Origin of the sequence: [Clostridium] citroniae WAL-17108, assembly GCF_000233455.1 — a bacterium.
GTDB lineage: Bacteria > Bacillota > Clostridia > Lachnospirales > Lachnospiraceae > Enterocloster > Enterocloster citroniae.
The window spans coordinates 885,297-907,870 of sequence record NZ_JH376420.1; the positions used below are offsets into that span (position 1 = coordinate 885,297).

Below are 22,574 nucleotides of genomic sequence, written 5' to 3' on the forward strand. Positions count from 1 at the left end.
TTTTCAGGTAGTCAGGTTCTATTCTACCAGAAGTTTTGATGATTGTAGCGACGAGAAAAGATTTGTGAACATCGACACCACAACAGGTTTGGTAAGTAACTTTCATAGTCATGCTCCTTTCTAAAGTAAGATAAGAAGCCATTGACTGAACTGCCACACAATTTAACCAAGGCGTTAAAACAATTCTTAGTGTACGGACTCGTAGTACCACTTATTTGTGCTTGAAAAGGCAGGACTTACACTGATTATAATGCTGTCTAAAACGAGAAAGAATTTACAACTCCTCCTCCCGTGCTTTGTAGTATAGCTTCTTAGAAGCATTATCTCACGGAGTAGAGGTTTTGAAAATCTTTCATTACTATTTGTGCCGCGCCCGAAGGCGCGCGGAATGGAGATTATAATGACGAGTATGTACGAAGAAGGATTAAAATTACTTGATGAGAAGTTTGGTAACGGAAAAGATAATCTTATTTCCCTTGCAACGATCGCCCGGGAATCGGGTACTAACGGAAAGCCTCGCCCGGTTGTCCGTTGTGTGGATGCCTATTATGAAGACTGCACATTTTATATTGTTACATATGGAAAATCAAATAAAATGTTGCAAATAGAACAAAATACCGAGGTTGCGGTTGCGCTCTCCTCGGAGATGTTTACTGCTATGGGAGTAGGGGAAAGCCTTGGTTGGGTACTTGACCCCCAAAATGCAGAAATAAGAACAAAACTTCGTACAGCTTTTGCTAACTGGTACGATATGGCGAACAATGAAAAGGATGAAAATTGCTGTATTTTAGCAATTCATCTCACAAGGGGAACCTTAAATATTAACCATTGGGAAAAACTATATCACTTGGATTTTGTAAATAAGACAGATAGGGAAGATGGAGGGATTATCTAAAAAGCCTTTCAAGTTTGGTCATGCTGGCAATAAAAAGACACATATCATTCCGCACAGATATCCCTGGAATGGTATGTGTTTTTGTTACTAAGCATTTATGTGTACTCTCGGAATCTCCCGGTACTCAGATTTGTGAGATGATTTTTTGTCAGTTGTGCACCAATTTATGAAGGGCACACGGTGTGTACGTTGATTAAATTTGTGTGTGACTGGCGGAAAATCAGCCGCAAACATGGGTGCCGAGGAGACTCCGAGAGTACACTTATTAATCATTACGTCCCAAGCAGCACCGCCGCCGCCTTCCTGTTATCAGAAGGCACCCAGCACAGACAGCCTTGTTCCACAGTGACCGCCTCATCCGTATCCGAATACATGTCCTGTACAGTCTCCGGGCATCCCTGGGGCAGGTCTATGCTGATCCGTTCCGGCAGGCTGCCGTCAAATGTGTGAAGGATAACACAGGCCTGCCCGCCGTCCCTTCCCACGCGCACCACTGCCTGCCATCCCTTTGGATGGCGGATGCTGCCTACGGCAGGTCCGAAGCGGTACGACTGGCCATGCTTGATGATGGGCACCAGCTTTTTGTAAAATTTCATTCCGCGGTCAATGACTTCCCACTGGCTTTCCGTCAGCCTTGTCACATCTCCGGACAGGCATAATCTCCCTAAAAATGTACTTACAATGGAGTACGCGATCCGTTTCCCGGAATCCTGTTCCCGGATCACGGCCCAGATCTGGCTCTGTCTTGGCAGGATCGCCCGGTGGAGGTTGGCTGCGATAATGGGGATCTCCTCACATTCATGGGCATCGGAAAAGGATGCCATGCTGGTACTTGCCATGAAGCGCGGTTCCAGCCTGTGTCCGCCGGACGCACAGTTTTCCAGAACAATGCCGGGGATCTCCCTTTTGATCTTATCCAGAAACTCATAGGTTTTTTCCACATTTTTCCGCAGGCCTTCCCCGATGGACTCTGAGCCGTCACAGCCCATTCCTATGGTGTCATTGTAGTCGATCTTCATATACTCAAACCCATATCTTTTAAGCATTCCGATCACCCGTTCACTCAGGTACTCCTCCACCCACGGATCGTTCATGTCCCAGAACCTGCGCCTGGTGGTGGTCAGCACTTTGCCGTCCAGGTGAAGGAGGTGTTCTTCCATCTGGTAGGCCATGGACGCCTTTCCCACATTTTCAATCTCAAACCAGATTCCCGGCTTCAGCCCTGCCTCCTTGATCGCCTTCACGGTCTGTTCCAGCCCTCCCGGAAACAGTGTCTTTGAAATATTGTAATCCCCCATGCTGATATCCCAGGGAATACCGTCCTCCTTGTACCACCCGCAATCGATCACAAAATAGGTAAAGCCCTTTTCCCTGACTGTTTGCAATATCTCCACAATGTTCTCATGGGACGGACATCCCCATGTGGTGCAGTATTCGTTAAATACCATGGGAAGTTCCTGTTCAATTCCGGGCCCATTGTCCGCCGCCTTCTGTCCTGCCTCTGTCAGCCGTCCGGTGAGTATGTCGATGGAGTCCGTGTTACATACGGTGACAATTGATTCCGGCGTTGTAAAATGTCCGCCCGGGCCAACCTGTTTCATCCAATGCCCAAACTCCCGATCCGCAAGTCCGCCGCTGACTGCAATATTCTCATCAATGCGGTAAACCTCCATCTGCCAGGATGCGCCATGCGCCAGCTGAACGCCCCAGAACACATGGTTTTTCCTGTCCTCCATGGCCAGAAACGGAAAATAGTGGTTGACCGGAAGGGATCCCACCTGACCAAACCGCTCACACCGGACCGACTCCATGTTCCATGACGTATCCAGCTGCAGTTCCTCCATGGATTGGGTGAGGAGGGTTCCCTCCTGGCTCCACCGGCTCATCAGGCGGTGTACCTGAATCTGATCGTGGCAATCTCCCTCCAGATACGGCGAGATACCGGTCAGGGAAAAACTGGAGATCATCTCCAGCAAAATGGTTTCCCGGCTTTCATTGGTCAGCTCATTCCACATCCTGACCCAGGGCATGCCCTGTTCCCAGTGCAGAAAATGCCTGATCCCGCAGCCCCGGTCATCCCTCAGATGCGTAATGATGGTCAGGCCATCCCTCTCCTCCACCGTTTCCTGGCTTTTATAATGAAGCTGGTCCACGCTCCCGCCATTGCGTAGCGTATTGCCCGGCGCATATGCTCCGTTGTAGACGTCTCCGGCCAGCTTAAGCTGCACCATACCGTCCAGCTTTGCCTTCTTCTTTCTGTAGGCCGGGACCGGCATATGGGTTGGATACAGCTCCAGGCCCGCGTGCTGCTCTTCATCCAGCAGATAACGCGCCGTCATGTCTCCCAGTGTGTATTCTTTTAATATTGTATCCATTCTGATATCCTCCTGATGGAAAATGCTCCTGATAGGAAATGCTCCTGACGGGAAATGCTCCTGACGCGGCGCACTCATCCCTTAACGGCGCCCACGGTCATTCCTTTGATAAAATACTTTTGCAGACACATGAACAGGACTGCAATGGGCAGCACCGACAGTACGATCGCGGCCATGGCCGTTGTATAATCGCTGGTCTGGGCGGAAAACAGGGACTGGATCGCCACGGTAAGGGTTTTCAGCTGTTTTTTGCTCACATAAAGACTGGCCAGCAGGTAATCGTTCCAGATCTGAAAGGCCTGCATGATGATCAGCGTTGCCATGGCTGGCTTTAGCAGGGGAAGCACGATTGAAAAATACGTTTTAAACACAGAACACCCGTCAATCCTGGCCGCTTCCTCCAGTTCCACCGGAACCGTGGACATAAAACTGTTCATGAGGAATACGCCAAAGGAAATGCCCGTTGCCACATACATGAAAATAATGCCGAATCTTGTGTTGGTCAAATGCATTTTAAAACCAATGGTATAGATGGGAAGGAACAATGCCTGGTAGGGTATCAGGATTCCTACAATAAAATATATGTAGCAGAATTTAAAGAACCTGTGCTTGCAGCGCGCAATGGCCCACGCCGTTATGCCGCACAGCATGGCAAGCACGAATACGCTGACCGCCGTATAGATAAAGGTGTTGATGTAGGTAGTTCCCATATTCAGCTTATCGATGGCTTTCACATAATTATCCAGCTGAAATGACTGCGGAAGCGACAGAGGGCTGTTGATATACAGCTCCTTTTTTGTCTTAAATGAGTAATTGACAATAATAAACAGGGGGGCCAGGAAAAGGGCCGCCAGCATGGTCATGAGCACCTGGACCACAGCGGTTGTTTTGGTATAGGGCTGGCGGATCTTTTCTTCCTTTTCCGTTCTGTCTTTTTTCAATCCTTTCATCACGCCTGAACCTCCTTACTTTTAAGTCCCTTCACCTGGATCAGGGCCACCAAAAGCAGGGCCACCACCAGGGTAACTGTCATTGCGGAACCGTATCCATACTGCCTGCCGTTGATGGCCGTGGTATAAGTCTGGTAGATCACGGATGTGGACGCCCGCCCCGGGCCTCCCTTGGTGGATGATACCAGCAGGTCATATACCTTCAGGGAGCCGGTGGTAATGCCCACCACACAGATGGTAATGGCGGGTGCCAGCATGGGGATGGTTACGTTAAAAAACCGTTTTACTGCTCCGGCTCCGTCCACCTTGGCGGCCTCATACAGATCGGAGGGCACAGACTGGAGGCCGGCCAGATAGATCAACATCCAGTATCCGATCCATTGCCAGTTGTTGGCGATCAAAAGCCCCCAGAGAACGGTTTTTCCGCTTCCGAACAGCATAAAATTAAAATTGGTTCCCAGCCAGTCATTCACAGCCGGAAGCACGTTGGAAAACATTTTAAGCCACACAAAGCCCACGATCACGGCACTGATGAGACAGGGAATAAAAAAAGCTGCCCTGTATATTTTCTTGCAGCGGATCCCGCTGTCCAGGGCCACTGCAAACAGCAGGGCTGCAGCATTCTGGATCAGAGTGTTCCCTATGGTGAATTTAATGGTAAACCACCATGCGCTTCGGAAATTATCATCCTGAAACAGATCCATGTAGTTCCTGAATCCTACAAATACCTTTTCCGGTGAGATTCCGTCCCAGCTTGTCACCGAATACCGGAACGACAGAAGCAGCGGAAGGATCAACCCGATCGTAAATATGATAAAGCCGGGAAGAACCAGAAGCAGATACTGCAAAAAGAGCTTTCTGCCCATTATTTCGCTTTTATTTTTAGGCATCCTCATTATCCCCTTTCATGCCAGACAGATCAGTACAGTTCAGCGCGAGTACATAGTAAGGCGCAGTTATTATAACCGCGCCTTTCATTTTATTTGGCTGCAACGCTGGTATGTTATTTGGTTGCGGAACTGGCATCCACCCTTGCATCGGATGCGGCCAGAACATCCTCAAAGGTTTCATCGCCCTGAAGCCATGCGGCGATATCCTTTGCGTTCTCTTCCTGGAATCCTCCCCATACAAGCTGGTTGTTGCCCAGAGTAACGTCCACGATCATATCATCGGCAGCATACTTATCAATATCTTCCTGACTGGGATTCTCAAAGGTCGGTGTCACATCCTTCAGCATGGAGGCAGTCTTGGTATAATCATAGATTTCCACAGCCAGCTCCTTGTCGGAGGTCAGCAGATCCAGAACACAGTTAACAGCGTCCGGATGTTCGGTCTTTGCACTTGTCATCAGGGTAATATTGGGCTCAAATATCAGCTTGGAATCCCCTGTCTGGTTGGGAAACGGGAAGATACCAAACTCAAAGGCATCATCAATATCCAGGAAGTTCTGGATGGACCAGGAACCGGAAACCTTCATAGCCGCTTCCCCCTGCACCATCCTGGCATCACAGTCAGTCTGCTCCATGCTGAATGTGTTGGCAAAGGTATTGTCAAAAATCAGCTTATTATACTCATAAGCGGTCTGAAACTCCTTACTGTCAGCAAAGGATACCTCTCCTGCCCTGAACTTATCTCCCCACTCCGGGTCCTTGTTAAATACATCGTTCATGGCAAACTGCATGGTCACATTGCCGATGGACCAGGTATCTACCATATGGCTTGCAAATGGCGTAATCCCTTTTGCGTTGCAGTCATCTATGATCTTCTGCAGGTCATCCTGTGTTTTGGGGATCTCCCATCCATTTTCCTCAAACATGGCCTTGTTGTAGTAAACTCCCTGATACAGGGCATTGTAAACCATTCCGTATGTCTTTCCATCCACCGTCACATTTTCCCTGGCTGCGTCCAGGCCACGGTCCAGATATGTATCATCAATGGTACCAAGCACTCCCAAAGGAGCGTAGGTCGCCACATCCTGCGCTTTTCCGATCATAATGTCCGGAAGCCCCGACTGGAGGTACTGCTGCATTTTTGGCTGGAAATCATTTCCCCAGTCCACACATTCCCACTCCAGGGTGATGTTGGGATATTTTTCAGCCAGGGCCTCATCGATCATATCCTCGATACCGGCGTCCGTGGTGGACTGCCCCGCCAGCACGGTCAGCGTAACCTTTTCATCAGATCCGGACGGCTGCGCCGCTTCGCTGCTTCCTGCCTCTGCGGCCGGTGCCCCTTCAGTCTTTTCCGGTGCCGCGGTCTGTGTCCCGCCGGAACTCCCCCCGCATCCTGCCAATACACAGGACGCCGTAATTGCTGCCAATACACCCAATACCTGTTTTCTTTTCATGAACGTTCCTCCTTGTTATGAGCACTTAGCGTCCGTCTTTTGGGCGCTTACGTGCGATACATGTCACTGGCACTTAGTGAGGTCTCCCTCGAACTTAGTGCAGTGGCTCGTTATGAGCACTTAGCGTCCGTCCTTTGGGCGCTTGCACATGATGTTTTTGATATACCAAGTATACTTTTTTTCCGACATGAACAAATAGGACTAAATTGAAAAAGGAGTTGCACATTTTTGTGAAATGTACAACTCCGCTTATATTGACCGTATTTATATAGATATCACTCATTCATACTCTCCGCCCGGTTATCATCCGCAAATTCCAGAACCTCCTCCAGGCTTTTCTTTCCCTGCAGCCAAAGCTGCTGCTGGGCTGCGACCGCATTCTGGTAGGACCACACCAGCTGGTTATTGCCAATGGTCACATCCAGCACCTGACCGCTCTGTTCGTAATAATCGATATCATCCTGAATGCAGCTCCTGTATTCAGGCTCAAATCCTTTTACGGTGGGCTGCGTCTGCGTATAGTCAAGGATCTCACTCTGAAGCTGCTGATCGGAAAATATGCCCATGAACAATTCAGTGATCAGTTCATCGTATCCGGTACGGGCACTTTTCATAAAAGTCATATTGGTTTCGCGCAAAAGCCTGGCGTCCCCGTGCTCATTGGGATAGGGAAATATCCCAAATTCATCACCACGGTTATATTGGTTGGCAAACTGCAAAGACCAGGAGCCGGTCAGGTACATAGCCGCCTGTCCGCCGGCAAACCGGTTATCACTCTCATACTGGTCAATACTCAGTGCATCCTCCCAGGAATGTTCCAGAATATTCCGGTTGTTCTCCAGACACCGCCTCATAGCCGGACTGTCCGAGAAATTCACCTTTCCCTTCCGGAACTGTTCTCCCCAGTCCGGCTCATCGCAGAACACCTCATTCATCATAAACTGCATGGTGGTATTGCCCAGGTTCCAGCTCTCCTGGAAATGTCCGGCAAAGGGGGTAAGACCGCGGGACGTTAATATCTCCTGTATCTTTAAAAGTTCCTCCCTGGTCTGAGGCACTTCCAGTCCATATGTGTTGAAAATCTTCTTATTGTAAAGTACCCCCTGATACCATGCATTAAAAGGAAGTCCATATACCGTGCCGTCCACCGTAACCAGGTCCAGGGCATCCTGTTTGATCATAGCCGAACAGGACTCTGCAATAGGAGCCAGATTGCCGGTCCCCACATACGCTTTTACATCCTGCGCTTTTCCCACAATGATATCAGGCACATCCCCTGCCGCAAATCTGGAGCGAACCTGCGCATCAAAGCTCTCTCCCCAGTCCACACATTCCCATTCCAGCTTGACATCGGGATAATGTTCCTCCATCCACTCATCGATCATGTCCTCCATGCCCGCATCTGAGGTGGACTGACCTGCCAGCACGGTCAGGATTACCGCATCCGACTCCTTTGCAACGGCCTCCGCCTTTTTTCCGCAGCCTGACAAAAACAAAGATACAATGATGCAGGCTGTTATGATCCGGCTGACTGCCATCGTCCGGCCGGCCGCACTCATCCTGCCGGCCGTTCCTGTCCTGCCGGCCGCCTGCGGTCGCCGCCCATACACATGCACCGGTGATCCAATGCTGTTCTTCCCTTCCAATCTAATCCCTCCGTATATCGCCGGAATTTGCTATGGTGTGGCCCGATGGTTCCGGACACTGCACCGCGTTCCTGTAATCTCTCGGGCTTCGTCCAAAATATTTTCTGAACACCCTGCTGAAATATGCGTAGTCATCATATCCCACCATAAACGCGATCTCAGTCAGGCTGATCTCGCTTTCACGGATATAGCTGTCGGCCTTTTCCATCCTTTTCCTGGTGATATACAGCATCAGGTTCTCCCCTGTTTCCTGTCGGAATGTTTTGGAAAAATAGGTGCTCTCCATTCCGAACTGTTTTGCCAGGGCGGAGAGACTAAGATCCTCGTTGTAATGCTCATCTATGTACGCGGCGGCTCTGCGCATGATGTCGGACACCGTATGGACTGCTTCCTCATATCCCACAGACATGCAGTACTCGATCACATCGCGCACCCCATCGCATAGAATGCCTGCATCCAGGCGCTCCACCGTCCGGTCCGACATGTGGATCATATGTTCCAAAACAGCAGTCTCCTCCGCGGACAGACTGCTGCCCAGCGTCTCAGGAAATGTATTCAGTATACGTTTGACCGTCTGCTTTACCTCCAGATATTCCCACTTATCTTGGGCGCAGCAGTCAAGTCCGGTTCCCTGGAACACCAGGTTCTCAATGGCTGCCCGGTTCTTTTTTCGTATCAGTTCCTTCAGTTCCCTGACCTGGCTGTCGCCGAACCGGCTGCTTATATTACGGTTTCCACCGGAAATCCCGGAGCGCCCCGGCACAAGCAGCACATCCTCCGGCGTGTAGGTACGCGTCATCAGCATGGAGATATCCTGGATATATGCCTCATGGATACTGTCCATGGAATAGGAGTGGCCGCTGAGCATGATGGTGATGGTTGACTGGAGCAGGGGCTTTAGCTGGACCATAAGGTATCTGGCCTTGTCGGTCAGCTCCCGGTTGTCCAGCTCCGACACAATGGCAAATTCATTGGGGCGGTATATATGGTTGAACACAAACGGGGCATCGCTTTTCAGGCACCGCCGTATCTCCTTTTTCACAGAGTAGGACAAAAGGTTCATATCATGCCCATACCGTTTGACCAGATTGCCCATATCGTGGATCTTCACCAGCATCAGGCTCATCCCTGCAAAGTCCATGTCATTGTTGATGGTGATGATCGGGGTGAAGGAGGAACCCTCCCGCTCAAGAAGCTGGCTGAACTCCCTGTCCTGCAAAAGGGAGGCTGCTTTTAACAGCTGGATCTGCTGCTCCTCCCGGGCCCTGGCATGAGCCTTCCTGGTGCTGATGATCTCCAATGCCCTGGACAGGGCATTCACCAGATCGATCCTGGTGATGGGTTTTACCAGATAATTGATGGATCCGGCCATGAACGTATCCTTTACATACTGGAAATCATCATAACCGCTGACCACAAAAGTAATAATATCCGGGTATTTATCATGTATGATCTCCAGAAGCTCTACCCCATTCATAAAAGGCATGTTGATATCCGTGATCAGAATATCCGGCTCATCTGTTTCAATGCGCCTGAGCACTTCTTCCCCATCCGCTGCCGGTTCCATGCAGCAAAGGGAATATCTGGACCAGTCGATCATGGAACACAGCTTTTCCCTGGTCCAGTATTCATCATCCGCTATCAGGACTTTATAGACTTCTTTTTCCACTGTTCAACCTCCCCCATTGTCAGTCTTGCTACTGTCAGGTACACCCGTGTCCCTGTCCCCGGCGCGCTCTCCACCCGTATTCCATAGGAATCGCCGTACAGCATCTTTACCCTTGCGTTTATATTGATCAGACCGATGGAATTGCCCCGCTCCACCAGATCCAGATCATTTTCCTTCATCTTTTGGTTCAGTTCCTCCGCGTTCTCCAGCCCCACTCCGTTGTCCTCCACGGCAATGATCAGATTATCCTCCTGTACCTTGGCCCGGATCACAACGTGTTTTTCCCCTCTCACATTGCGCAGTCCGTGGTTTAAGGCATTTTCCACCAGCGGCTGTACACAGATCCTTGGGACCGTGTCCTTTAGGACTTCATCATCTATATCAAATTCATAGGCCACATGATCCCTCATCCTCACATCCATCACATAGATATAATTCTTCAGGTGCACGATCTCTTTGGCAACCGTGGAAAATGGATTCTTCATATCCAAACTGTACCTAAAAATATTGGACAGGGACTGGCACAGATGGCTTACCTCATCACAGTGGCGGACCTGGGCAATACTGCTCATGGTATCCAGGGTATTATACAGAAAATGCGGATTGATCTGGGCCTGGAGTGCGTTATACTCCGCCCGGTTCAAAAGCAGCTTTGTCTCATACTCCCTGACAAGGAGAGCTTCGATCTGATCCAGCATCTCGTTAAAGCTCTGCCCCAGCGCCCCTATCTCATCATGTTTTTTCACCGCTACGCGCAGGTCTGTCTCCCCTTTTTTGATCCGGTCCGTCATTTCCGTCAGTTCCTCCAAGGGACGGGTCAGGCTCTTGGACCAGAGGAAGGTGAACACCAGGGTGATCACCAGCATCACGGCCGCTATGGTGAAAAGGCTGGCCGTCAGAGTGCGCTGATTGGCTGCCAGCAGTGCCTGGGGCATCAGCGCATACGCACTTAAGTTATATTTGTTCTGTTCCACCTGGAAAAAGACTCTCTGGCTGCCGCCTGTGGGAAGGCTGAAATCCTGTTCTCCCCGGCGTAAATGGTCTGATATCCCGTCAAAAAGCTTCCGGTCATTTTCCCCCAGACTGCCCACGGATACGGCCGCCCGGTCCCCCACGGGCTGAAGCCACATAAACATATCGCTGTCCGTAATGAATTTCTCCATCCTGTACCGGAATATCTTGCTGTCCACATCACATGCAATGTAACCGATCATCTGGCTTGTATTGCTGTTATTATACAGCTTCATCACAAGCCGGATAATATCCGTATCACGGTATGGGTTAAAATAGCTGGAAACCAGCATGGTTGTCTCGTCCGAATGGGCATACTGCCTGACCAGATCCGCATTGTTCTCCTCTGCATGTTCGTAAATATCCAGGGGATAATTATGGCGCGGGGTTACGGCCCTGCGGTATGTGCTGATGATCTCATCCTCCCCGTTATAAAGATACAGAGCAACCACTCCATCGGAGGTGTCAAAGCATTCCATGGCAATGTTATAGGACTCCCTGTAATACTTGTCCCTCAGCAGGGAAATGGATTCCTTTTCCTTTAAATCCCGGATCAGCTGCTGGCGGTTGTAGACCTTTATGATATTATTTTCCATGGATTTGAGGATCGTGAACAGATCATCCTGCATATTCCGCAGCAGACTGAAGCTCTCCTTTTTCGCCTGATTGTAGATCAGAGTGGAGGATTTCCTGTTAAACAGCCAGGTCTGCAAAAGAAGGGCCGTCATGGTGCAGGCCAGACAAAGGATCAATATTTTAAACCGCATTTTTTGCGGCAATTCCATTCTCTTTTTCATATGAATCCCCCAAACGTGTTTGAGGAAAGTATATCAAATTTTGTATTTTATTTCTACCGGAAATCGTATTCACAACATTATCCTCTCACGGTACAGTTTCCACTGATTTTCAAAGAAATAGTCCACCTCCGGAACAGGCCGGACCGGACGCCATTCAATCTCACATTCAGTACCCTGACAGATAACTTCCTGAATCATGCCTGCATGGGATCCGTTATCAAGGGTGCATTTGAACAGATCCGGCAGTCTGCTGTCCGGTTTCCTGCCATTTCCATCTGTATACAGGGCCGACCCCCTGCTTCCTCCGCTGCTTTTACAGTAGTCCAGCATGGACGACAGGTATACCATCTGAGATATGAGCATATCCCGCAGTCTGTAGAACAAAGGCAGCTGGTTCATCCCAGGCCGTTTTACAAGGTGCAGGTATTCTGTCAGTTCTCTCCTTGTATCATAAAGCGCCGCCTGGATCTGTCTCCCTTCCCGTATCATTCCTCCGTATGCGCTCATCCGTTTTGCTGCCTTCAGCCATAAATCCTGAAGGGTTTCCGTTCCGCATGCAAGCTCCGGGATTTTTATGAACCGGTATGCATCTCCTCTTAGAGCATGTTCCGCCTCTCTCTGCTTGTTCCCATCTTTCTCCGGCCATCCTCCCTGACGCAGATCATAAAGCTTCCTTTGACGGATCCACTCCGCTGCCCGCACAGCTCCGGCCTGACCGGCATTCAGTGCAGTCCCTCCCGGCCTTGTGACTCCGTGGCTGCCGCAGACTTCACCCACTGCAAACAGTCCGTGGATATCGGTTTCCCAATGAAAATCCGTTGAAATCCCTCCGTTATTGTGCTGGGCGCAGACAGCTATCTCCAGTCTCTCCTGATATAGATCCACCCCATGATCCCCATAATAACCGATTGCCGGCCTATTCATCTGATTCAGCCTCTCAATGGGTGTCCCTGCCAATGCCCCCGCCTGTTTCAAATACGCATATGCCTCCGGCGCCAGCTGGTCATATCGGATTGGGTGTCCCCCTGTATTCCTTGTAAAATCAAGATATACCCGTCTTCCCTTTAATATGGTCTCCTGATATACCAGCAGATCAATGAGTGAGGATCCGCCAAACATTTTATCCACATCAAAGGGCCATTGATATCCTTTTAGAAAAATAAGGGAAAGCATTTCTTCCGGTGTCTCAAAATGATCCAGAAGAAACTCCTTTTCATCTTTTCCTTCGGCATCTGTGGATATAAATGTGGGAAGTACCTGCATATAAGTCCCGCTGACGTTCCATCGAGGTTTCAGTGACGCCATTCCAAACTGCCACTCCGTCAGGTTCTTGCCTATCGCCCCAGCTTCAAACGCCATACCGCTGGCTCCAAGCTGTGACATGGGGTATACACTGTCGTGGTACATGCCGGCAGGCCCGCCTGTTGCTAAAATCACATCCCTGCACCAGATGATTAGGTAGGAGACTTCCATTTTATTGTTCTTGTCTAAGCATAAAATCCCATATAACCGCTTCTCCCTTACAAGAAGACGGATCACCTGCAGACCGTCCAGGATCCGGATCCCCTGCCTTTTCACGGCGTTTTCCAGACATTCCGTCATAAGCCTGGAAGTATAAGGTCCGGCAGTGGTAGCCCTTCTTCCTCTGTCGTGATCTGTCTTATAGCCCATGAACTCCCCATATTCCGTACAGGGAAACGGAACTCCCAGATCAGCCAGGCAAAAAAAGCATCTTGTGGACAACGCGGCCTCACAGAGAGCCAGATCCCCGTCCACACATCCGCCGGCAAACAAGTCCTCTGCCATGGTGCGGACTGAATCCCGATCCGCACCCGCAAGGGACAGTTTATAGTAGGTCTGTTTATCTGAGCCGGTATTCCTTGAAGTCCCAGCTTTTATATTTTCTGTTATAACCGCAAGATCTGTCTCTCCTGCCTGGTGAAGCTTTAATGCGGCTTGAAAGCCTGCTGCTCCGCTTCCTATAACGATATGTTCAATTATAAGTTCCTGTACATTCATATTTGTTCCCCTTACAGACGTTTTATATGGAAACCGCCATCCACGTCAATATAATTGCCCGTTGTATAAAGAACCTTGTTTGAACAAAACAGGCTCACCATCTGTGCCACATCCTCCGGCTTTCCCCAACGCGCAATGGGCATCCCTCCATTGGCTATCATCCTGTCATACTTATCAGTAACGGCGCTGGTCATATCTGTTGCGATCACGCCCGGACGCACTTCGTTCACAACAATCCCCTCTGATGCCAGACGGTCTGCAAAGAGGGTTGTCAGCATGCAAACCGCTGCCTTGGATATGCAATATTCTCCTCTTGTAATGGAGGAAACTTCTGCTGAACATGAGCCCACATTCACGATATGCCCCTTATTCTCAAATACCTGCTCCTGGCTGATCATCTGCTTTGCCACAAGCTGGGTCAGAAACATAGTTCCCTTTGTATTAATTCCAATTACCCTGTCAAAGCTTTCCTCTGTCATCTCAAGAAGGTCTTTCCTCTCCCTGGGAGCAACCCCTGCATTGTTTACAAGAATATCTATCCTGCCAAAGCGTCCCACACTTTCCTTCACCAGCCGTTCCCTGTCTTCTGCCAGGGCAATGGATCCCTGTACATAATGCCATGTGATCCCACATTTTGTAAGCTGATCCAGAGCTTCCTGATACACCGTCCGGCTTCCTGTGGCCAGAATCACGATCTGGTATCCATCTAACCCTAACTGTCTTGCCACAGCATATCCGATCCCCCGGCTTCCGCCTGTTATTACCGCTGTCTTCTTCATGTGATCTTCCCTCCCTTTTTCTGAAATCAGCCTCTGAAATCAGCGGGCTGATACTTCTTATTTTCCTGAAAATCCCTGTAGAATGGCATAAATATATCAGGATCACGGATCACGCAGCCAGTTGGCTTATGTGCCCTGATCAGGTCCCCGCATTTACCGCAGGTCATACACACCCTCTTTGGATTAATCCTTCCATATCTGATGATCTCATTTGCAAAATCGGGATCCGCAAAGGCCATTCTTCCAAAAAGCATGCCGTCACAAAAACCTTCCTTCACAGCGCCTGCGGTAAACAGATCCGCATATTGTCTCAGGTAAGTAGGTGCAGAGCCATATACCACCATTCCCGGAACAGCATTTTTAACAGTTCCAATCCCCTGGATTATCCTGGCAATCCCTGTTAAAGGATGTTCATCCGGTACATATTTTCCCATGTCGTAAGGTCTGGTCACATGGGTCGTAGCATAAGGATTTCCCATTGTCAGATCGACCATGGCTAATCCATAATCCTCATACAGCTCTTTTACAAGGCGGATCGGTTCAGTAAGATCTGGACTCAGCCCGGAGGTCTGACTCACGCCAAATCCATAGGGATATGCATATCCGTCATAAATTCCCAGTCTGGAGGTCACCTGGAATGTATCGTTCTCATAAACCTTTGCAGCTTGTATGCTATGTTTCAGCAATCTGGTGCGGTTCTCATAACTGCCGCCGTAATTACCCGGTCTCGTGTAGGCGGAAGAAAGTTCGGCCAGAAGATATCCGTGGCAACATTTAATATCCACTGCATCAAAACCAGCTTCTTTGGCCAGCTTTGCAGCTTCACCAAACGCTTCTTCCAGTCCCTTCAAATAATCATCCGTGACAATACAGGAGTCATCGGCAGCCCTGTATTGTTCAAGGTACGGATGGCGGTAGGCGGTCATTGGCGCCGGTCTGTTATCCGGATTAGAATAACGTCCGCTGTGGTTTGCCTGCATGATCAAATACGGTGCATATCCGTTTTTCTTCCTGCCGGCCTCTTTCACTTTTTCAGTCAGGGCCTTATAGTTCTCCAGATTATCCCTTGAAAGAAGCAGCTGTGTCTTTGAGGAGCGCCCTTCTTGCACAATGGAGATTGCCTCAAACCAGATGACGGCACTGCCGCCAATTGCTTCGTTTATATATCTGCGCATGGTATGATCAGATGGCGATCCGTCCGGCATTGAATCCGCCCCCTCCATGGGAGCGATCCCCAGGCGGTTAGGCATGGTTATATGTCTCACCTTAAGCGGTGCTGCAAGAATACCGGTGTCCTCTGCAAAGGGGAGGCAAAGATCCAGTTCATTCAGCTTATTTATTAAATCTTCCAAGCATCCATAATGGAACTTTTCATGTGCCATGATTGTTTTCCTTCCTGTAAAATTGTTTTCTGAATTTACTCGGTGATAAATTTGTATGTTTTTTAAATTTTTTAGAAAAATATGTAAAATCTGTATACCCGCAATCGGATGCAATATCAGAAATGCTCCTGTCTGTCTCTGTAAGCATTGCCTTAGCCCGATTCATCCGCAGAGAAACTGCATAATCCATAAGGCTGTATCCCGTCTCGTCCTTAAAAACATGGGAAATATAGTGCTTGTTCATATATAGGGCAGATGCTACCTTATCAACCGAAATATCCTCGGCATAGTGGTGGTCCAGATAATTGAGCACCTTGTATGCTATGGTTGCGCCCGCTCCTATCTTCATCGCAGAAAGAATATCCGCACACTCTCTGAAAATGGTAATAAACATCCGGCGCAGATCAGCGCCAACATACATCTCCCAATATTGGCGCTTCCCAAGGTACTCCTTTTCCATCTCAAGTATTAATTCATATAAATAGTTCCAGACAGGATCAGTCAGGTGCAGCAGATGTGAAAAATCTGCGGGCCGTTTTATGAAGACGGATATGATTTCCGGATACCGCACTTCATTCTGGAAAAATGTGGGATTAATCTGAATAATATAGCGTTCATATGGATATTCCAGAACCGTAAGTGTATGCTCTTCCAATGTATTGAGCACAATGATCCCGCCTCTTCCAGCTTCATATGTCTTTTCCCCTACCTGATATTCGATCCTTCCCGACAAAAGGAACAGTATCTGATATGTATGTTCATAATGGTGCGGAAGTGTATAATTACAAGAACTATAGCGATGTTCAATCCAGAAATCCTCCATAGGAACCTCCTTACATAATTGTGTACTCCCGGCGTATCCGAGAGCACACGGTTTTTCTATATACAAAAATCATTGTAACATACCTTTACAACATAATATTAAAAAATATAGTTGCAAGCAGAACATTTGCAAGGATTGCAAATGGCTGTGCGGCACCATATCCCGCAGTCGGTTCTTCTGAGCCAATGGAACTGATGGCAGCGCCAAGACCGGGAGCAGAGGTGCACCCGCCTGCGATTGCACCGCTCAAAATGATCCAGTTTAAACCAAATAATTTGCGGCCAATGAAAAAGCTTACAAGCACTGCGGTCATTTCCACAAAAATCGCTGCCACTGCAAGAGCCAGGCCGGAACCCATCAGGGATGTAACTACATCGTACCCATAGCGCAGACCGACTACTGCCATGAAAAATGTCAGCCCCATCTGGTACATGATTCCGAGAGCCTTGGAGTCCATCCTGAAATTCACGGGACCGATCTGGCCAATATAACTTAAGATCAGGGCTGCCAGAAGCACTCCGCCGGCTGCTCCCATTGAAAAACTGCCAAAGCTGCCCAGCGGGATCGTGATGCTCCCCACAATAATACCAATCACAGCAACGAGAGACATCACCATAAAGTTAAGTGGCGGCTCTTTGGCAGTCTTTCCACCCCCGGACACTTCGTTCATTTCTTTTTGATAATTTTCCTTTTCCCGCTCCATATCAATACGGAACAGTTTGGGGAGGGCCGAAAGCATGACAACGATGACCAATACTCCCATAGGAAATGCAACCGTATAGCCCAGGCTGATTGCGGATGAAGCAGCTTCCTTGTACGCTGCAATCTGTTCCTCGTTTAACGCTGCCGTATCTGTTCTTGACAGCGTGCCTGACGGGTCGATCTTCAGCAGCATTTTATCCTTATCTTCCTCCGATGCTTCTTTATAAAGAGTTCCATAATCAACATGCCCGGCTGCATCCAAAGCAGTTCCGTAGCCCGGGGTTGTTGTCATGGAACCGGCATACATTCCAATTGTCTCAAATGGTGTGATGGACTGATTAGAGGACAATACACTTCCATAGAGAACACATGCCACAAGCATGGATACAACCGGAATGGAAATGCCGATCACCACAAACTTCATTCCGTATTTTTTAAATATCGTCCCAATGCTGCTCCCCACCTTCAGCCCGATAGAAACCAAGAACAGCAATAGAAAAAAGGTAAAGAACACCTGCGCTACAACGCCTGTGGACAGAATCCTTTTCGCGTTCGCATATCCCACTCCGCCCTCTGAGACCGTATGAGCCCATCTGGTAGTCAGGTATCCGATGACAATCCCTGTAAATATGCCGCCGGACACTCCCAGAGAAAAACTTTTGATCTTGATCCTTCCAATCAAAAGCCCTGTTGCAATTGAAAGAAACATAAGAAAAAACTGATTCGTCAGAATCGAATTAACGGTTTTTAACATTTGTCAAACCCTCCCCCTATATTATACATGAAATATTCGTTTTGCATTGCCAAATAAAATGGCCGACTGATCTTCCGCCGAGAGATCCAGGCTGTCTATTGCCTTTAAAGTACGGTCAATATAACCCGGCCCTTGTTCCGGGTCAAAAGGCATATCGCTGGCAAACAGGACATGATCTTTTCCGAAAAACTCAATACCGCACCGTATGGCGGCAGCTGAACCAAAAGAAGCTGTATCTACATAAAATTTCTTAAAGGTATCCAGGGGATTGCCTTTCATCCTGGTCCTTGTAAGCTTTTCTTTCAGTTCCGGAGCGGTCCTTCCGCCATACATCTTTAACCCGTTTTCAATTCTCCCTTCCAACATGGGAATCATTGCGCCCACATGGTGCGTAACTATCTTTAAATTTGGGAAATCTTCAAAGATCCCTGCAAATGCGAGCCTGCTTATGGCAACTGTAGTCTGATACGGCCATCCAATCAGAAACCAAAGTTCATACTTTGACGCATCCTCCGCGGGAAATTCCGGTACTTTCTGCCCTCCCACCGGATGGATCAGTATGGGAAGATCTAACGTTTCACATATTTCATAAATAGGCCAGAATTTCTCCTGGTCGATTGCCTCTCCATTCATATGTGCATAAATCTGGACTCCTTTTGCCCCCATGTCTTTGCACCTTTTAATTTCCATGATAGAAGCTGCAACATTGTTAAATGGTATTCCTGCAATAAACCCCTCATAGCTTTCCGGATGTTCATCCGTGATTTTCTTGATCTCATCATTGCCAACCGCAGCAATCCCCGGCGACTGATCCGGGCCTGCAAACAGCTCCACGGGCGGTGACACAATATTGGGGATCTGTTTATATTCCGGAAATTTTGTTATGACGGTCTGACGATACTCCATATCAGACATGGCCCGCATCTTTAACGCTCTCAAAAACATATGTGACTTATTGGGCGATTCTTTCATCGCCAGCTCTGCATACCGCCTGGGCATAAGGTGACAGAATACATCGATTGACTTCATGTTGATTCTCCTTCTCCTGCACTTTCATCAATTCTGATAATGTATGGCCAACTATTATCATCTGTTTCACATGATAATGATACCATTTCCGGATATGGTATTTCTGGTAGAATCCTGTTTCAAATATGCATTTTACTGTCATATTATCCGTTTTTATCCCATCTCACAACACGCAAAATGAGCCAGGTCCCAAAAGACCCGGCTCCCCGCACAAACTGATCACATTGCCTTTAAAACAGCCGTCAAAATAGAATCATACTTGTCCTCCGGCGTATCCGTACGGCTTGTCATGATCACCGCATTAGTTGTCCCGTTTAATGTCCCCGCACTGAGTAGTTAAAGTTTTTGTCCAGAGAGGAAAAGGTCCGTCTTGTCTCAGGGACAGGATCCGGCTTTGCCTCTGCCGGACTGTTTTTCACAAAGTATCCCCTGGGAGCTTTGGATGAGGCATACACCAGACCTTCCTGTATCAGCATTTCATAAGCCTTTTTAACCGTGTTGCGGTGGACCTGCAGTTTTTCCACCAGCTGGCGCTCCGAAGGCAGCTTAAATCCGTCCGCCAGCCGGCCTGACAGTATCTGATCCCTTATATTATTGCGCAGCTGTCTGTACAGCGGAGTGCTACTGCCCCGTTTTAACTGGATCTCCATAAATATCCCCTCCCCACGTTTTATCTTCTGAGACACCCCCAAGTCTTGAGATGAACACATCCATCTCCTGGGTCTTCCACTTACATCTGTGATAAAATATCTGCTGGTACATGATAACGTCCAGGTCCCGAACATCCAGCCGGATCAGCTCTCCCCTGCCAATGCTCTCCTCAACGGCAAAACCCGGAAGATAGGAAATCCCCCCATTCTCCTTTAGCATCTTAACGATAAAATCAGTATTGCTGATCTCCACGGAAGGGATCAGTTCCAATTCCTGTGTTTCCAGAAATGAATCCAGCTCTTTCCTGTAATTCTCGTTTTTTTCAGTGAGAAAAAATGGTTCTCCTATCATGTCCTTAAGGCAGATGCTTTTAGGGCGGTCTCCCCAATAGCACGGGGATGTGACAAATACAATGGATTCCCTCCGGTCCATGGCCTTGATCCAATTTTTATTATACCTGGCCCTGTCCAGAAGGTATATCAGATCCAGCTGGTTCTGCTCCAGCATCTCATAAAGTTTCCCAGGCGGCGCTGTTGTGACCTTGATCGGGACCCGGGGATGATTTGCCCTGAAATAGCCGAGCACGGGCGGCAGCTTTGCAAAGCATAAAGACTCCAGCGTACCGATGTGCAGCGGGTTCTTCAGGTCTGTCTCTTCCCTGACGCTCTCCTTTGCCTGGTTGATGTCCTGAAGGATCAGCTGGCTCTGCTCAAGAAAACGCTGTCCCTGGGCGGTCAGTGCGATCTTTCGGCCAAGACGGTCGAACAGTCTGGTATCAAGTTCTTCCTCCAGCAGCCGTATCTGCACCGTCACTGCGGACTGGGAATAACCTAAAAGCTCCGCGGTCTTTGAGAAACTTTCCAGACGGGCCGCCGTGACAAAGGTTTTTAACTGCCTGAATTCCACGTTTCTCCTCCTTTGTTATTAATTTATTTCAATTATATCATAAAATCTATGAAATTGATTTATTTATTTTCCATGCTACAATAGGTACATAAAGTTGTCCCATGCGCACAAGACACTTCAATTTAATGAAAAAGAGGGGAAATTTATGTCTTTTATCAGTATCTTTGACGTTTTGGGTCCTAATATGGTGGGACCTTCCAGTTCCCACACCGCCGGAGCCTGCTCCATTGGCCTTATGGCCCGAAAATTGCTGGGCGAGCCGGCGCAGGAGGTGGAATTTATCCTTTACGGTTCTTTTGCAAAAACATATAAAGGCCATGGCACGGACCGGGCACTGCTTGGGGGGATCATGGGTTTTTCCACAGATGACGTACGCATCCCAAACGCATATGATCTGGCCGGTGAACAGAACATCACATGGACATTTACCCGCAATGAGATTGAGACGGAGCTCCACCCCAATACAGTGGACATCCATATGACCGGTGTCAGTGGAAAGACGGTTTCACTGAGAGGCGAGTCCATTGGCGGCGGGAAAATACGGATCGTGCGCATAAACGGCATTGAAGTGGATTTTTCAGGCGAATACAATACCCTGATCGTGGTCCACAGGGACTGTATTGGCATGGCTGCTCATATCACAAGCTGTTTAAGCAAAGGAAAGGTCAATATTGCTTTTATGAAACTCTTCCGGGAAGCCAGGGGGAACCGGGCTTACAGCATTGTGGAGTTTGACGGCTCGCTTCCGGAGGCCACACAGCAGAGGATCAAAGAGAATCAGGATGTTGAAAATGTCATGCTGATACAGATACGGGAGGTGGGATGATGGATTTTAAAAATGGAGCGGAGCTGATCCTGCTCTGCGATACATACGGGTGCCCTGTTTCTGAAATCATGAAACACAGGGAGTGCAGCCAGACAGATACCACCCGCGAAGCGCTGGACGAAAGGATGAAGCAGGTTCTCACTATCATGAAAAATGCGGCATCTGAGCCCATCCAAAGGCCGCGCCCTTCCATGGGCGGACTGATCGGCGGCGGAGCCGGGCTGGTGGAACGCCATCTGCGGGAAGGAAAATCCATTTGCGGCGGACTTCTTTCCAGGGCAATCTCTTATGCCATGGCTGTGCTGGAGATTAACAGTTCCATGGGACTGATCGTGGCAGCTCCCACAGCCGGCTCCTCAGGAGTGGTGCCCGGAGTCCTATTAGCCCTTTCAGAGGAACACGACCTCCCTGACAGCGCCATCCTTCCGGCACTGTATAATGCCAGCGCCATTGGGTATCTCGCCATGCGGAATGCCACCGTGTCAGGAGCAGTGGGCGGCTGCCAGGCGGAGGTCGGAGTAGCCTCGGCCATGGCTGCCAGCGCGGCAGTGGAGCTTATGGGCGGCACCCCGGCCCAGTGCCTGGAAAGCGCCTCCACCGCACTGATGAACCTTCTGGGTCTGGTGTGCGATCCGGTTGGCGGACTGGTGGAATACCCCTGCCAGAACCGGAATGCCATTGGCGCAGCCAATGCCCTGACATCAGCAGAGCTGGCCCTAAGCGGTGTCCGGCAGTTGATCCCCTTTGATGAGATGCTGGCCGCAATGTACAATGTGGGGAGACGGCTCTCTCCGGATTTCAGGGAAACAGCCATGGGAGGATGCGCGGTCACACCTTCGGGATGTGCGGCATGCGGGGGGTGCCGGGGGTAGGGAGCGGGCGGTTCTGTTAGAATTCAGTGGATACATGGCTTCATAGTCCCATGGTAAATCCCGGCCTTCCTCATACCGCCACCGCTTTCGGCATAAACCAGACAAACAGACGGCCGGTGTTCTTCCAGCCGTCTGTTTTAT

At 49.1% G+C, this 22,574-nt stretch carries 18 protein-coding genes; 3 read left to right on the forward strand and 15 right to left on the reverse strand.

Annotation, left to right across the window (positions count from 1 at the left end):
- The first annotated feature begins 400 nt into the window (after positions 1–400).
- Positions 401–895, forward strand: a complete 495-nt coding sequence (locus HMPREF9469_RS03875; RefSeq protein WP_007859361.1) for a hypothetical protein — start codon at positions 401–403, stop codon at positions 893–895.
- 272 nt (positions 896–1,167) lie between these two features.
- Here HMPREF9469_RS03875 and HMPREF9469_RS03880 read toward each other — a convergent pair whose 3' ends face one another.
- The 15 genes from HMPREF9469_RS03880 to HMPREF9469_RS03955 all read right to left on the reverse strand — a co-directional run bounded on the left by HMPREF9469_RS03880 (position 1,168) and on the right by HMPREF9469_RS03955 (position 20,735).
- Entirely contained in the window at positions 1,168–3,270 is a 2,103-nt protein-coding gene (locus tag HMPREF9469_RS03880) for a glycoside hydrolase family 36 protein (protein ID WP_007859362.1), read from the reverse strand.
- A gap of 74 nt (positions 3,271–3,344) precedes the next feature.
- Positions 3,345–4,220 (reverse strand): carbohydrate ABC transporter permease, encoded by an 876-nt coding sequence (locus HMPREF9469_RS03885; RefSeq protein WP_007859363.1) that lies wholly within the window; start codon positions 4,218–4,220, stop codon positions 3,345–3,347.
- Positions 4,220–5,110 (reverse strand): carbohydrate ABC transporter permease, encoded by an 891-nt coding sequence (locus HMPREF9469_RS03890; RefSeq protein ID WP_007859364.1) that lies wholly within the window; start codon positions 5,108–5,110, stop codon positions 4,220–4,222. Before HMPREF9469_RS03890 ends, HMPREF9469_RS03885 begins: the two co-directional genes overlap by 1 nt.
- A gap of 113 nt (positions 5,111–5,223) precedes the next feature.
- Positions 5,224–6,567, reverse strand: coding sequence for an ABC transporter substrate-binding protein (locus HMPREF9469_RS03895; RefSeq protein ID WP_007859366.1), 1,344 nt, complete (start codon positions 6,565–6,567; stop codon positions 5,224–5,226).
- Between the two features lie 275 nt (positions 6,568–6,842).
- Complete coding sequence (locus HMPREF9469_RS03905; RefSeq protein WP_007859368.1) at positions 6,843–8,213, reverse strand: ABC transporter substrate-binding protein; 1,371 nt, start codon at positions 8,211–8,213, stop codon at positions 6,843–6,845.
- A gap of 1 nt (position 8,214) precedes the next feature.
- Positions 8,215–9,882, reverse strand: a complete 1,668-nt coding sequence (locus HMPREF9469_RS03910; protein WP_007859370.1) for a response regulator transcription factor — start codon at positions 9,880–9,882, stop codon at positions 8,215–8,217.
- Positions 9,855–11,690, reverse strand: coding sequence for a sensor histidine kinase (locus HMPREF9469_RS03915; RefSeq protein ID WP_007859371.1), 1,836 nt, complete (start codon positions 11,688–11,690; stop codon positions 9,855–9,857). Before HMPREF9469_RS03915 ends, HMPREF9469_RS03910 begins: the two co-directional genes overlap by 28 nt.
- A gap of 69 nt (positions 11,691–11,759) precedes the next feature.
- Positions 11,760–13,709 carry an FAD-dependent oxidoreductase gene (locus tag HMPREF9469_RS03920; protein WP_007859373.1) on the reverse strand — a complete coding sequence of 650 codons (1,950 nt, stop codon included), beginning with the start codon at positions 13,707–13,709 and terminating at the stop codon, positions 11,760–11,762.
- An 11-nt stretch (positions 13,710–13,720) separates the two neighbouring features.
- Positions 13,721–14,488 (reverse strand): 3-ketoacyl-ACP reductase, encoded by a 768-nt coding sequence (locus HMPREF9469_RS03925; protein ID WP_007859375.1) that lies wholly within the window; start codon positions 14,486–14,488, stop codon positions 13,721–13,723.
- Between the two features lie 26 nt (positions 14,489–14,514).
- The gene (locus HMPREF9469_RS03930) at positions 14,515–15,870 is read right to left on the reverse strand and encodes an oxidoreductase (protein WP_007859376.1); all 1,356 of its coding nucleotides are present in this window, start codon (positions 15,868–15,870) and stop codon (positions 14,515–14,517) included.
- The gene (locus tag HMPREF9469_RS30520; protein ID WP_007859377.1) at positions 15,860–16,693 is read right to left on the reverse strand and encodes a helix-turn-helix transcriptional regulator; all 834 of its coding nucleotides are present in this window, start codon (positions 16,691–16,693) and stop codon (positions 15,860–15,862) included. The genes HMPREF9469_RS03930 and HMPREF9469_RS30520 overlap by 11 nt, the downstream gene beginning before the upstream one ends.
- An 85-nt stretch (positions 16,694–16,778) precedes the next feature.
- Entirely contained in the window at positions 16,779–18,149 is a 1,371-nt protein-coding gene (locus HMPREF9469_RS03940) for an aspartate-alanine antiporter-like transporter (protein ID WP_007859378.1), read from the reverse strand.
- Between the two features lie 21 nt (positions 18,150–18,170).
- Positions 18,171–19,178, reverse strand: a complete 1,008-nt coding sequence (locus HMPREF9469_RS03945; protein WP_007859379.1) for an amidohydrolase family protein — start codon at positions 19,176–19,178, stop codon at positions 18,171–18,173.
- A gap of 314 nt (positions 19,179–19,492) precedes the next feature.
- On the reverse strand, positions 19,493–19,828 hold the full coding sequence (locus HMPREF9469_RS03950; RefSeq protein WP_007859380.1) for a GntR family transcriptional regulator: 336 nt from the start codon (positions 19,826–19,828) through the stop codon (positions 19,493–19,495).
- The gene (locus HMPREF9469_RS03955) at positions 19,800–20,735 is read right to left on the reverse strand and encodes a LysR family transcriptional regulator (protein WP_007859381.1); all 936 of its coding nucleotides are present in this window, start codon (positions 20,733–20,735) and stop codon (positions 19,800–19,802) included. Before HMPREF9469_RS03955 ends, HMPREF9469_RS03950 begins: the two co-directional genes overlap by 29 nt.
- Positions 20,736–20,880: 145 nt before the next feature.
- On the opposite strand from HMPREF9469_RS03955, the gene sdaAB reads away from it, so the two are divergent.
- Complete coding sequence (gene sdaAB / locus HMPREF9469_RS03960) at positions 20,881–21,561, forward strand: L-serine ammonia-lyase, iron-sulfur-dependent subunit beta (protein ID WP_007859382.1); 681 nt, start codon at positions 20,881–20,883, stop codon at positions 21,559–21,561.
- Positions 21,561–22,433 (forward strand): L-serine ammonia-lyase, iron-sulfur-dependent, subunit alpha, encoded by an 873-nt coding sequence (gene sdaAA / locus HMPREF9469_RS03965; RefSeq protein WP_007859388.1) that lies wholly within the window; start codon positions 21,561–21,563, stop codon positions 22,431–22,433. Before sdaAB ends, sdaAA begins: the two co-directional genes overlap by 1 nt.
- Positions 22,434–22,574 lie beyond the last annotated feature (141 nt).

Excerpts from the sequence above, each read along its gene's own strand:
- sdaAB (WP_007859382.1), top strand. The coding sequence starts at position 20,881 with ATGTCTTTTATCAGTATCTTTGACGTTTTGGGTCCTAATATGGTGGGA.
- HMPREF9469_RS03940 (WP_007859378.1), bottom strand. The coding sequence starts at position 18,149 with ATGTTAAAAACCGTTAATTCGATTCTGACGAATCAGTTTTTTCTTATG.
- HMPREF9469_RS03950 (WP_007859380.1), bottom strand. The coding sequence starts at position 19,828 with ATGGAGATCCAGTTAAAACGGGGCAGTAGCACTCCGCTGTACAGACAG.
- HMPREF9469_RS03945 (WP_007859379.1), bottom strand. The coding sequence starts at position 19,178 with ATGAAGTCAATCGATGTATTCTGTCACCTTATGCCCAGGCGGTATGCA.
- HMPREF9469_RS03925 (WP_007859375.1), bottom strand. The coding sequence starts at position 14,488 with ATGAAGAAGACAGCGGTAATAACAGGCGGAAGCCGGGGGATCGGATAT.
- HMPREF9469_RS03915 (WP_007859371.1), bottom strand. The coding sequence starts at position 11,690 with ATGAAAAAGAGAATGGAATTGCCGCAAAAAATGCGGTTTAAAATATTG.
- sdaAA (WP_007859388.1), top strand. The coding sequence starts at position 21,561 with ATGGATTTTAAAAATGGAGCGGAGCTGATCCTGCTCTGCGATACATAC.
- HMPREF9469_RS30520 (WP_007859377.1), bottom strand. The coding sequence starts at position 16,693 with ATGGAGGATTTCTGGATTGAACATCGCTATAGTTCTTGTAATTATACA.
- HMPREF9469_RS03890 (WP_007859364.1), bottom strand. The coding sequence starts at position 5,110 with ATGCCTAAAAATAAAAGCGAAATAATGGGCAGAAAGCTCTTTTTGCAG.
- HMPREF9469_RS03875 (WP_007859361.1), top strand. The coding sequence starts at position 401 with ATGACGAGTATGTACGAAGAAGGATTAAAATTACTTGATGAGAAGTTT.
- HMPREF9469_RS03880 (WP_007859362.1), bottom strand. The coding sequence starts at position 3,270 with ATGGATACAATATTAAAAGAATACACACTGGGAGACATGACGGCGCGT.
- HMPREF9469_RS03930 (WP_007859376.1), bottom strand. The coding sequence starts at position 15,870 with ATGGCACATGAAAAGTTCCATTATGGATGCTTGGAAGATTTAATAAAT.
- HMPREF9469_RS03920 (WP_007859373.1), bottom strand. The coding sequence starts at position 13,709 with ATGAATGTACAGGAACTTATAATTGAACATATCGTTATAGGAAGCGGA.
- HMPREF9469_RS03895 (WP_007859366.1), bottom strand. The coding sequence starts at position 6,567 with ATGAAAAGAAAACAGGTATTGGGTGTATTGGCAGCAATTACGGCGTCC.
- HMPREF9469_RS03885 (WP_007859363.1), bottom strand. The coding sequence starts at position 4,220 with ATGAAAGGATTGAAAAAAGACAGAACGGAAAAGGAAGAAAAGATCCGC.